Origin of the sequence: Mediterraneibacter agrestimuris (assembly GCF_943193195.1) — a bacterium.
GTDB classification, from domain to species: Bacteria; Bacillota; Clostridia; order Lachnospirales; family Lachnospiraceae; genus Schaedlerella; species Schaedlerella agrestimuris.
Map to the genome: position 1 here is coordinate 1 of NZ_CALPDG010000066.1, position 12875 is coordinate 12875.

8 protein-coding genes are annotated in these 12875 nt (G+C 43.4%); 7 read left to right on the forward strand and 1 reads right to left on the reverse strand.

The window, feature by feature from the left end; genetic code table 11:
- Nucleotides 1-107: 107 nt before the first annotated feature.
- The 7 genes from NFS18_RS17850 (at nucleotide 108) to NFS18_RS17880 (ending at nucleotide 12421) form a co-directional block, all read left to right on the forward strand.
- Nucleotides 108-3155 carry a glycoside hydrolase family 3 C-terminal domain-containing protein gene (locus NFS18_RS17850; protein ID WP_251392697.1) on the forward strand — a complete coding sequence of 1016 codons (3048 nt, stop codon included), beginning with the start codon at nucleotides 108-110 and terminating at the stop codon, nucleotides 3153-3155.
- 45 nt (nucleotides 3156-3200) lie between these two features.
- The gene (locus tag NFS18_RS17855) at nucleotides 3201-4739 is read left to right on the forward strand and encodes an MFS transporter (RefSeq protein ID WP_251392699.1); all 1539 of its coding nucleotides are present in this window, start codon (nucleotides 3201-3203) and stop codon (nucleotides 4737-4739) included.
- Nucleotides 4740-5011: 272 nt separating this feature from the next.
- On the forward strand, nucleotides 5012-7537 hold the full coding sequence (locus tag NFS18_RS17860) for an S-layer homology domain-containing protein (protein ID WP_251392701.1): 2526 nt from the start codon (nucleotides 5012-5014) through the stop codon (nucleotides 7535-7537).
- Nucleotides 7538-7614: 77 nt separating this feature from the next.
- Nucleotides 7615-8631, forward strand: coding sequence for a glycosyltransferase family 2 protein (locus tag NFS18_RS17865; protein WP_251392704.1), 1017 nt, complete (start codon nucleotides 7615-7617; stop codon nucleotides 8629-8631).
- 195 nt (nucleotides 8632-8826) lie between these two features.
- Nucleotides 8827-9429 carry a rubrerythrin gene (gene rbr, locus NFS18_RS17870; RefSeq protein ID WP_251392706.1) on the forward strand — a complete coding sequence of 201 codons (603 nt, stop codon included), beginning with the start codon at nucleotides 8827-8829 and terminating at the stop codon, nucleotides 9427-9429.
- Nucleotides 9426-11318, forward strand: coding sequence for a S8 family peptidase (locus NFS18_RS17875; protein ID WP_251392708.1), 1893 nt, complete (start codon nucleotides 9426-9428; stop codon nucleotides 11316-11318). Before rbr ends, NFS18_RS17875 begins: the two co-directional genes overlap by 4 nt.
- A 266-nt stretch (nucleotides 11319-11584) precedes the next feature.
- A complete protein-coding gene (locus NFS18_RS17880) occupies nucleotides 11585-12421 on the forward strand; it encodes a KilA-N domain-containing protein (RefSeq protein ID WP_251392710.1) in 837 nt (278 codons plus the stop codon).
- 226 nt (nucleotides 12422-12647) lie between these two features.
- Here NFS18_RS17880 and NFS18_RS17885 read toward each other — a convergent pair.
- Nucleotides 12648-12875, reverse strand: a 228-nt coding sequence (locus NFS18_RS17885; RefSeq protein ID WP_251392614.1) for a helix-turn-helix domain-containing protein, incomplete at its 5' end; no start/stop codon positions are given.

The following is a 12875-nucleotide window of genomic DNA, read 5'->3' on the forward strand; positions in this document are numbered from 1 at the left end:
ATGCATCAAGCCACCACGAAGTGGTTTTGCATGGCTTGATGCCTGTAACAGGAAGCCGAAGGCTGAACTGTTACGATCATTCTTATGAAAGGAAAGGGAGAAAGAGTATGGAGAAGAAGGAAATCAAAGCGCGTAAAAAAGCCTACAAAAAAGCCCTCAGAAAATGCAGAAGACCTTGGAAACTTCTGACATTTTTAAGTGTGCCGTTTGCAATCATTTTTATTGCCACGTTTCTTATTGTATCGGTGTTCGATAATACGGTGGCATTGTTTGTGGGCGGAACATTCTGGAAGCTGGAAAATGAAGATCCGGAAGCTGTTTATTATGAATCAGATTTTGAGACGAATGAAGAGCGTCTGGACCGTGGAGCGGAACTGGTAAAACAGGTAGAAGGCGAAGGAGCAGCTCTTCTGACAAACGAAGAGGATGCGCTGCCGCTTGCAGATGGAGCAAAAGTCAGTTTGTTCTCGACGTCATCGGTAAATATCGTTTATGGCGGTACAGGTTCGGCGAACGTTGATACAACCAAATGTGACAACTTAAAGACCGCATTAGAAAAAGAAGGTTTTGAAGTCAATCAGACCTTATGGGATTTCTATGAGACGGGTGATGCTTCCATCTATACCCGGGATGATGCGGGAGCTGTCGTGCAGGATTCTGCGACGGCAGATAAAAAGACCAGCGCTTTTGGCGCAGCAGAGATCGTGGAAGCTCCATGGGATGTTTATACGGAAGACGTGTTGAACTCGGTAGAAAACTATGGCGACGCAGCAATCGTTGTCTTATCACGTATCGGAGGGGAAGGTGCGGACTGCTACTTTGACGCGTCTTTAGGAGATGGAAGAAATTATCTTGCACTTAACCAGGCAGAAAGAGATATGATGGCAGGAATCAAAGCTCTGAAAGATGATGGCAAGATCGATAAGCTCATTGTTCTGATCAATACCTCAAATGCGCTGCAGGTAGATTTTTTAAAGGATAATGAGTACGGAGTAGATGCTGCACTCTGGATTGGCGGTGTGGGAGCTACAGGTATCAATGCAGTCGCTGAGATCTTAAACGGCACCATTAACCCATCAGGAAGTCTGGTAGATACATATTGCTATAACAATTACTCAAGTCCGGCAATGCAGAACTTCTCACCGGTCATTTACGAGGGTGATACCAGCAAGATTCCGGCACATGCAGATACTTACATGATCTATCAGGAAGGAATCTATGTAGGATATAAATATTATGAAACCCGTTATGAAGATTATGTAATGGGAACCGGAAAGGTCGGACAATACGCATATAAGGATGATGTTGCATTCCCGTTCGGATATGGCCTCAGCTATACAGATTTTGAATACAGTGATATGAGTATGTCATATAACGAGAAGGAAGCAATGTATACCTTCCAGGTCAAAGTTATGAATACCGGTGATACGGCAGGGAAAGAAACAGTACAGATCTACGCTTCCAGCCCATATACACAGTATGATATTGACAACAAAGTGGAAAAAGCTTCTGTTTCGTTAGTTGGTTTTGAAAAAACAGACATCCTTGAACCGGGTGAATCTGAAACATTGACGATCGAAGTAGATGGTGAATATGTGGCAAGCTATGACGCTTACGGCGCAGGAACCTATATTTTAGATGCCGGTGATTATTATTTCACAGCAGCTACAGATGCACACAATGCTGCAAATAACGTGTTGGCAGCCAAAGGATATACCCCGGAAAATACAGCTGGACGTATGGACACGGCCGGAAATGAGAGACTGGTAATAATATGGAATAATCCGCAGCTTGACACAACTACATATGCGGTAAGTGATGCCGGAACAACGATTGAAAACCGGCTGGATGCTTCTGATCCGAACAGGAATAAAGAAGTGGGACAGACGGTTACATATGTAACACGTAATGACTGGGAAGGTACAATGCCCAACCTGGAAAAGACGATCAAGATCGCATTAAATGATTATCTGGTGAAGACTTTGCAGGATCAGCAGTATGAGACGAATCCTGACACGACAGCAGAAATGCCTGTACTTGGCGCAGATAACGGACTGAAACTGGTTGATATGATTGGGCTTGACTATGATGATCCAAAATGGGATGAATTATTAGATCAGCTTATGTTTGACGAAATGGTATCACTGGTTGGTGATTCCTTCCACTGGACAATGCCGGTTCTTTCCGTGCAGGCTCCCGGTACACGTGATGAAAATGGTCCGCAGGGCTTAACCGTTGCATTATTCGGAAGTAAGCTAGGTGTTGAGACAACAGCACTTACATCGGAAGATGTGCTGGCTGCTACATTTAATAAAGAACTGGTTTATGAAATAGGTAATATTGTAGGAAATGACTGTCTGGAGGCAGAGGTAACCTTCCTCTATGGTCCCGGGGCAAATACACACAGAACACCATATGGCGGACGTAATTTTGAATATTATTCAGAAGATTCTGTACTTTCTTCTGAAATCGGCGGGGCAGAAGTAAAGGGTATCGAAGAAAAAGGTGTATATGTAGTGATGAAACACTTTGCGTTAAATGACTGTGAACAGGATCGAATCGGTCTTGGTGTATGGTTGAATGAACAGTCAGCCCGTGAGATTTACTTAAGAGCATTCCAGGGGGCACTGGAAGATTCCAGAGGTTCCGGAAATGGTGTCATGATGGCTTATACTCGTTGGGGCGCACAGTGGTCAGGCGCAAATGCTGGTCTTGTCAAAGGCATCCTGAATGAGGAATGGCAGTGTAATGGTCTTCAGATCACAGATAACGTACTTTCAACGATGGTAAATGGTATCGATGGTGTCATGGGTGGAACAACAACGTATGATTCTATGTTGGCATTTTATATCACAGGCGGCGATGGACTGCCACAGTATAAAAATGATCCGGAAGCTGTTTCAGGCATGAGAGAAGCCTGTCACCACAATTTATATGCGATTGCAAATTCACAGGCTATGAACGGCATCGGATCGGATACGAAGATCAAAAAGACCGAACCGATCGTTCAGACTGTTACAAGAGTAGGCGCAGTCCTGTTCAGTGTACTATTCGTATTATCTGTTGTAATGTGGATTTTGAAAGTGAGAAAATTCAGGAAGACGGAAGATTATATCAGTTATAAAGAGTTTAGAAAATCATTGAAGAACCAGTAATAAGTGAATCAGAAGGGTTGATTTGATAAAATGAGTCAGGAAACGATGAACATAAATACTGTGAACAGAGCAAAAATGTACCAGCTCGTCCTTTTCCCATTAAATAACGGGGCGACGAATGTTTACTATGTTTTGATCTTATCCTATATTGCAACTTTTGGTAATAACGTATTAGGGATCGCAACCGTATTTGCATCGGTCATGGTAACCGGAATGCGTGTCTTTGATGCAATCACAGATCCGATTATCGGTGCGCTTATGGATCGTACCAATGGTAAATTGGGAAAATTCAGACCGTTTATGATCATTGGAAATGTGATCATGGCGGCAGCTGTTATCATACTGTATATGATTACGCCGGGCATTCCGGCGCATATGCAGTGGATGCGTTATGCTGCATTTGTAGGGCTGTATGCCGTATGGGTCATTGGGTACACCTTCCAGACATCTGTTACACGTTCCGGTCAGACAGTACTTACGAATGATCCGAACCAGAGACCGCTTTTTACGATCTTTAATACCGTTGGTTCGATGGCAGGCATGGGTCTTATGCAGTTCATGGCTCCAATCGTAAGATCAAATGTGGCAGACTACAGCAGCGCAGATTTCTATGCATTTTTAACGCCGATCGGTGTGGCAGTTTCTATTGTGCTTACGATTCTGGCTATCATAGGTATCTGGGAAAAGGATAATCCGAAATACTTCGGACTTGGCGGAGCTGCTCAGGAAAAGACAAAGATTTCGGAATATATCCAGATCATTAAGAACAATAATCCAATGCAGCGCCTGATGATAGCGGGCGCCGGATGTAAGCTGGCATTATCGATTGCTACGAATGTAACGGTATTATGTATGCTCTATGGATGTATGATGGGAAATTATGACGGACTTTATCTGCCGATGATGGTGCTGGGCTATGTATTTTCAGTGCCATTCTTCCTGCTGACGGTGCGCACTTCACAGAAACAGGGACAGAAAGCTTCCCTGATGAGATATGTGTCGGTTGCATTTGTATGTTATATCGGTGTACTGGTACTTTTATTTCTCTGGAAACAAGGCGTTCCGGGAAGAAACTTAAGCCTGTTTGGTGAAAATGGGTTTTCAATCAATTTATATACTGTGCTGTTCGTTCTGTTTTTCGGTGTTGGCTACGGTGCGTATTATGCGACGGCGGATATGCCGATTCCGATGGTTGCGGACTGTTCGGATTACGAGACCTATCGGTCGGGGAAATATATTCCGGGAATTATGGGAACCTTATTTTCATTGGTCGATAAACTGGTATCGTCTTTATCCGCAACCGTTGTAGGTATTGCAGTTTCAGTTATAGGACTTCAGAATCTGCCAACAGCAGAAACACCTTATGCTCCGGGGATGAACTGGGTGGTAATTATCTTATTCTGTATCATTCCAATGGCGGCATGGGCGGCAACGCTTCTCGCGATGAAGAATTATGAGCTGACAGGATCCAGGATGAAAGAGATCCAGACAATTAATGCAGCCCGTAAAGAAGGGGTTGCAAACGGAATGACGTTGGAAGAAGCGATGAAAAAATGGAAGACAATAGAAGACATTGAAGCATAATGAAAGTACATAGAAAGGGGTTGTCGCTTAGCGATTTTGCCCCTTTTTCTTTTCAGCATATTTTCATAACAGTATCTAAAATTGAAATCTTAGTGCTGCATGGGTTAATAAATAGTTGAATTGCATTGGGAAATCGGTTAAAATATAGCTAATTACAGAGGTTTTGACGGAAAGAATAGGCAGTCGAAAAGAAAGTGATTACAGATATTTTATGGTAACTAGAAATTAACGCAGAGAAAGTGAGAGTTGAAGTTGTTGAAAGGGGAATTTGCATGGTAAGCAAAAAAAGGATTCGGAGTATTGCCTGGTTAATGTCTGTATGTTTGTTGATGATAGGAGTTCCTGTTCATGCTGAAAATACTGATTTGGATGTGGAGACAGTACAGGAAGAAGCAACAGTAGATATAGAGGAAGTACAGAATGAAGGACTGCCTTCGGACGGAGAGGCGGAACAGAATGAAGAAGTGCCTTCGGACGGAGAGGCGGAACAGAATGAAGAAGTGTCTTCGGACGGAGAGGCGGAACAGAATGAAGAAGTGTCTTCAGACGGAGAGACAGAGCAGAATGAAGGAGTGTCTTTAATAGAAGAGACAGATCAGAATGGAGCTGTGTCTTCAGATGGAGAGGCAGATGTATCTCTTGCAGATGAGAATTCTGTACAGAGATCTAATGGATTAGGTCTTAAGGTAGAGATCCCTTCCGAGATCAAATGCGGAGAACCACTAACTTTTCGGTTAATAGCAACAGGAGGGTCTGGCAATTATAAGTACAGATGGCACACTCTTTGGGACTCTGAGAAGACGTCTGTATATGATGTGAGCTATGGAAGTAATGGCTATTATCAAGATAATAATGAGTTTCCATTTACCTTTTATGCGTCAGGCAAGTATTATATTCGGTTTAGTGTTATGGATATGAATACGAAAAACACTGTATCAACAGGAATGTTTGAATATTCTATAGATATACAGGATGCCCGGTATCCGTCTGTAGACCAGATAGTGAATGATCTTGCGGCTGAATGCCAGCAGGAATGTTCCACTGATTTTGATAAAGCGTTATGGATGCATGACAGGATCCTGGAACGTGGGGATTATGACTATTCGTATAGCTATTGCTCAGCGGAAGGCGTGCTTGCCAGAGGAGAGGGAACCTGCGAATCCTATCACAGGGCTTATGAAAAGCTGCTGAATAAAATGGGCATTCAAACAGGACGGATTACAGGTAATGGTCATGTGTGGACTGCCGTAAAGATGGATGGAAAATGGTATCAGGTCGACAGTACATGGGATGATATGGGGGCAAACTTTAAAGGGACTTACTATGAACATGCGTATTTTGGACTGACAGATGATATTATGGGGCTTGTTCATTCGGATCATAAAGCAGCAGTACCGGGATATGAATCGACGTCGCTGGAGAATAATTATTTTATTAAAAAAGGGGAGATACGAAGATGGTCAGATCCTTTGACCGCTGAGATTACGCAGAAGATTGCGGCGGGAGAGAAGGAATTTACGCTTGTGATAACGGACTCTATGCCTGACGCTTATAAGAATGTTATTTATAATCTTGCGGCATATCAGTTATCACAGGATAAATGGGGAGACAATATTTCATTGTCAGCGTCTTACTCTTCTAAGGATAAGCAGTTAGTATGTATCGTTTCAGATATAACGAGACCAATTACATCGGTAAGCCTGAATAAGCCCCAGTTATCATTGACAGAAGGTGGGAGCAGCACGCTGACAGCTGCTATTATGCCGACGGACACAACGGAGAACAAAACAGTACGCTGGAGCAGCAGTAATACGAAAGTTGCCACAGTGTCGGGAGGAAAAGTAACAGCAGTAGCGGCGGAAGAAGCGACAATAACGGTAAAGACAGTAAATGGAAAGAGCGCCAGCTGTAAGGTCACAGTGACAAAGAAAGCAAAGCCGATTACATCAGTAAGCCTGAATAAGAGCCAGTTAACATTGACAGAAGGCGGGAGTAGCACGCTGACAGCCACCATTGCGCCAACGGATACAACACAGAGCAAAACATTAAGCTGGAGCAGCAGTAATACGAAAGTTGCTAAAGTGTCAGGTGGGAAAGTAACAGCAGTAACAGCGGGAAAAGCGACAATAACGGTAAAGACAGTAAATGGAAAGAGCGCCAGCTGTATCGTTACAGTCAACAAAAAAGAAACGAGTACGCCAAAGCCTCCGGAGGATTCGGGAGAGAACCAGAATAATACCCCCCCCCGTACTTTCCCTGATGTAAAATCCACAGACTGGTATCAGGAATCCGTTGATTTCGTATCTTCCAGAGAGATAATGACGGGGATGGGTGATGGAAGATTCGCTCCTTCTAAGAAATTGGTCCGGGCACAGTTTGCAACGATTCTGCACCGTATGGCGGGAACACCGGAACCAATGTATAATATGGAAATGTTTCCAGATGTACCGGATGGACAGTTTTATACGAAGGCATCCATCTGGGCAAGAGAAGTAGGAGTTATTACCGGATACAATGACGGAAGATTCGGTCCTTCTGATGATATTACAAGAGAGCAGATGGCTGTTATGATGTACCGGTATGCAAATGTGCTGCAAAAGGATGTGTCAGAGAGAGGAAATCTGTGGGATTTCCCAGATGCGTCTAAAGTAAGTGATTTTGCATGGGATGCGTTAGGCTGGGCAGTCGGAAACGGATTGATTACCGGGGATCAGGGCAGACTGAACCCAGGGGGAACGGCAAACAGGGCAGAGTGTGCGACAATCATTATGCGGTTTATGAATGCATATGGTTTATAATCGGCAGCAGAATCATGGTAAAATGGCAGCGGAAGTAATGGGACATGTGAACACAAAGATAAAACAAGGAGAATATAATGAAATATATTACATTTGCCATTCCGTGTTATAATTCGGAGGCATATATGGAAAATGCAGTGAACTCCATTCTTCCGGCGGGCGAGGATGTAGAAATTTTAATTGTCAATGACGGTTCCACAGACGGTACTGAGGCTTTGGGGCGGAAACTGGAGCAGCAGTATCCGAATATTGTACGTCTTATCAATAAAGAAAACGGCGGGCATGGGGATGCGGTGAATGCAGGGCTTGCCCATGCCTCCGGAAGATATTTTAAGGTAGTGGACAGCGATGACTGGGTAGATAAGGATGCGCTTTGGAAGATTCTGGAAGTAATAAAGGGATTTGTTGACGCCGGATCAATGGTAGATATGGTGATATCGAATTATGTTTATGAGAAAGTCGGGATGGAGCATAAAAAAGTAATTCGTTATGGGAATGTTCTGCCGGAGAACCAAATTTTTCATTGGGACGACATCGGGAGCTTTCATTTAGATCAGTATATTTTAATGCATTCTGTTATTTACCGTACGGAAATGTTAAAGCTTTGCCAGCTGAGGCTGCCGAAACACACCTTTTATGTGGATAATATTTATGTGTATTATCCGCTGCCGCATGTACGGACGCTTTATTATATGGATGTAGATTTCTACCGCTATTTTATCGGAAGAGAAGACCAGTCCGTCAACGAAAAGGTTATGATCAGCCGTGTGGATCAACAGATATTTGTAACCAAGACAATGATTGCCATGTATGAACTGCGTATGATACAGAGCAAGAAACTGCGCAAATATATGATTAATTATCTGGCGATCATGATGACGGTTTCCTCTATTCTTTGTATCCGTTCCAAGAACAAGGAGAATCTGAAGAAGAAAACGGAGATGTGGAAATATTTAAAACAGAAGGATTATAAAACCTATTTTAAGATCCGTTATGGAATTCTAGGACAAACTATGAATCTGCCGGGGCGCTCCGGACGGAAGGTGTCTTCAATGGCATACAGTGTAGCACGGCGGATCATCGGATTTAATTAGAAGAATATAAAAGAGTAATATTTTACTCCTAAATTGTCTGATAAAGAATAAAATGACAGTCATGAAACATACTACTACATAGAGAGAAAAATATCTGTTTGGGATTCTGTCAGGAAGCCAGTTTTTGCAAACAGAATGTTACTGTTGTACAGTAACAACAGAATATCTATGGAAGGTGAAAAAGGAGTATGTATCATGGCTGTTAATTTTTCAGAAAGTAAGACAAAAGAAAATCTGATGAGAGCATTTGCGGGGGAGAGTCAGGCTCGTAATCGTTATACGATCGCGGCGGAAAAGGCACGGCATGCAGGAATGTATACCATTGCGGATATATTTACCTATACTGCGGAGCAGGAAAGAGCTCATGCGGAACGGTTCTATGAGTTACTGAGCAGTGTGTCGGGAGAAACGATTTTTATTGACGGTGGATATCCGGTAGATGCACAGGAAAGCCTCGCCGAGCTGATGAGAGCCGCGGAACACAACGAAAAGGAAGAGTTTGAGGATGTTTATCCGGCATTTGCGGAAATTGCGAAGAAAGAGGGTTTTTTCGAGGCAGCTTCGGCATTTATGCAGATTGCGGAAATTGAGCATACACATCAGAAGCGGTTTGCAGAGGTGGCAAAAATGCTGGAAGAGAATCAGTATTATGCCGAAGCAGAGGAAGGCAAGTGGATTTGTACAAACTGCGGTCATATCCATGAGGGGAAAGCTGCGCCGAAGGTTTGTCCGGTCTGCCGCCATGAGCAAGGATATTTTCTGCCGTATACAATGGCGCCATATAAGGAGAAAGAATGATGAGCCAGAAAGCGGAGAATATGCTGAATCTTGCATTGGACGCGACAGAGGAAGAACGTGTGAAATCACTGGAACTGGAGGTGGGATACAATCCCATCGACAGGGAGTGGGATTTGATCATCAAATATTCTGGCTCACTGGAGGCGGTTCGGGCAATCGCCTCTTCCGTGTCCGAGATGGCGAATGAATATGCAGTTATCACAATTGCGGAATCTCGGATTAATGCATTGGCACAGCTGCCTACTGTAGATTTTATCGAGAAACCAAAGAGACTATTTTTTCAGGTTACAAACGGAAAGAGGGTTTCCTGTATCAATGAGGTACAGCGAACCCCTTTTGTGTTTGAAGAAAGACCCAGAAATGAGCTGGCAGAGGCTGACATCGGAGAAGAGCATGGAGGACCTGCGGAACGAATGGACGATGCTGTTGGATTGGTGGGTAGAAATAATATGGAGGACATTCGTACGGATAATCTGTATGGCAGCGGCGTTTTGGTGGCAGTGATAGACAGCGGTATTGACTACAGCTTACCGGATTTTCGGTATCCAGATGGAACGACACGCATCCGTGCGCTCTGGGATCAGACCATACCGGGGAATCCACCGAAAGGATATGCTATCGGAACAGAATATACATGGGAGCAGATTAATGAAGCTCTGTCAGCGGAGAGCAGGGAAGATAGAGAGCGGATCGTACCCAGCCGGGATGTTTCCGGGCATGGAACGGCGGTGACTGGAATAGCGGCTGGAAGTGGAAGTCAGGTTGGGGATGGAGTGAGGCAGATAAGGCAGAATGTTGGCATAGCTCCGGGAAGTGACCTTCTCATCGTGAAACTGGGAAGTCCCCGTGCAGATGGTTTTCCCAGAACAACGGAACTGATGCAGGGAGTGGATTATGCGGTGAAAAAGGGATTGGAATACCGGATGCCTGTGGCGATTAATTTGAGCTTTGGGAATACATATGGTTCTCATGACGGTACATCGCTGATTGAACGTTTTTTAGATGATATTTCAAATTACTGGAAAAGTGTGATCTGTGTCGGAAGTGGAAATGAAGGAACCAGCGCAGGACATACCGCCGGGGCGTTGGTTGAGAATCAGGAGGAAGTTGTTCAGCTTGGTGTTCAGATGAATGAACCGACGGTGAACGTACAGATTTGGAAATCTTATGTGGACGAGGTAGATATTTCTATCCGTAATCCATCCGGCGTGCTTGTGGGACCGATTCGGGAAATACTGGGAACACAGCGGTTTGTACTGGGTGGAACAGAGCTTTTGTTGTATTATGGGGAACCGAGTCCGTATAGTGTGAGACAGGAGATCTTTTTGGATTTTTTACCAAGACAATCCTATATTGATGCAGGTGTGTGGCAGATTATTTTGACGCCACGGAAGGTTGTGTCAGGAGAATATCAGATGTGGCTGCCAAGCCAGAGTGCATTGAATGTAGGAACGGCATTTTTGCTTCCAGTAAGCCGGACGACACTCACGATTCCGTCAACGGCATCACGGGTTATTACGGTTGGTGCTTATGATGCATTAACATTTACCTATGCGGACTTTTCCGGACGAGGTCCGGCGGAAGGGCAGGAGGGCGTCCCTGCATTTAAACCCGATCTGGCAGCGCCGGGAGTACGCATCACGGCTCCGGCAGCCGGCGGCGGTTATGCAGAGGTGACAGGTACCTCGTTCGCCACACCGTTTGTAACAGGGGGTGCGGCGCTGTTGATGGAGTGGGGCATTGTAAAGGGGAATGATCCCTATTTGTATGGGGAGAAGGTGAAGGCATATCTGAGGAGAGGGGCGAGGCCGCTGCCGGGATTTACGGAGTATCCTAATCCGCAGGTGGGGTATGGGGCGCTGTGTGTGGAAAATAGTCTGCCAAGGTAGAAATGATGAGGTTTTTGGAATAATAAGCACTTTATTTTGTGGTATATTGTGTCGAATAAAGTGCTTATTATGCATTGCTTTGATGCTGTATTGACAGTTAATTGAGCAAAAAATGAATGATGATTTTTTAAACAAAGAAAATTTATGAAGTAATTAAGTAATTAAAAGAACCTATGTTCGGGAAAACGATTGAAGAAACAGCGGTAATATGATATGCTTTTATATAGAAAATAAGATTTTGATTAGTACTGTACGGGAGGAAATGGATGGCAAAAAACAAAGTAATTGTGGTACAAAACATCAATATTACTGTTTCAGAGGAAAATTTTGACGATTATATCTGTATAACTGATATTGCAAAAGCTAAAGTTGGCGAGTCCAGAGGAGCAGATGTTGTCAAAAACTGGATGCGAAATAGAGCGACATTGGAATTTTTGGGCACATGGGAACAGATATATAATCCTGCTTTTAAAGTGGTCGAATTCGACCACTTTAAAAGCGAAGCAGGTTTACATACATTTGTACTGAGTGTTTCGGAATGGATTGAAAAGACAGAGGCGATAGGATTATTTGTGAAACGTGGAAAATATGGAGGAACGTATGAACATAAGGATATTGCATTTGAATTTGCTTCGGCGATCAGCCCTGTTTTTAAACTATATTTGATCAAAGAATTTCAAAGACTGAAAGAAGCGGAGAATGATGCAAAGAAAATTGAATGGGATGCAAAAAGATTTTTGTCCAAAAATAATTATTTGATTCAAACAGATGCGGTAAAAAATTATTTGATCCCATCAGGAAATTATAAAGAAAACTTAGAGTGGTTGGCATATGCAGTGGAAGCAGATGTTTTGAATGTTGCGTTATTCGGATTTACCGCGAAAGCATGGCGGGATGAAAATCCTGAATTGGCAAAAAAGAATAATGTGAGAGACTTTGCCTCCATTAACGAACTTACAGTTTTATCTAATTTAGAAACACATAATGCGCAAATGATCCGTGAGGGCAGAAATAAGACAGAAAGATTTCAGATTTTGAAAGACATTGCAGAGTATCAGTTGAACATTCTCAATGCGGCAGAACAGATAAAATTGATTGAGTGAAAAGTGATATACTAATATGGCATTTAATTATAATTCAGCTTGGAGAGGGTTATATGAAATATTCAGCGAAAACAAAACCTGGGATGGGAGATCCATATTGGCTTGCGTACCACAATTTGATACAATGCACCCAAGCGTGAGTTTGGGTGCAAATTTTAACGATAGGAATTTTAGGCATCTATCGGAAAAATATCCGCAGGCGTATGAAAATATCACAACACAAAGGTCAAGCAGGCTGATTTTTTTTGTATATCAGTGGTGGCATTCCATAATATTTTTTGAAAGTTTCGCAGTAATAGCTTGCCCCGCTAAAACCGTATTCATAGGCTATGTCAGCGATGCTGCTGTTTGAGTCAAGCAGCGTGGAAAGGCTTTTTCGCAGCCTGAGCTTCGTGGTATAAGTGATAGGAGTATCGCGCAGATACTTTTTAAAGAGCAGGGAACATTTACTTTT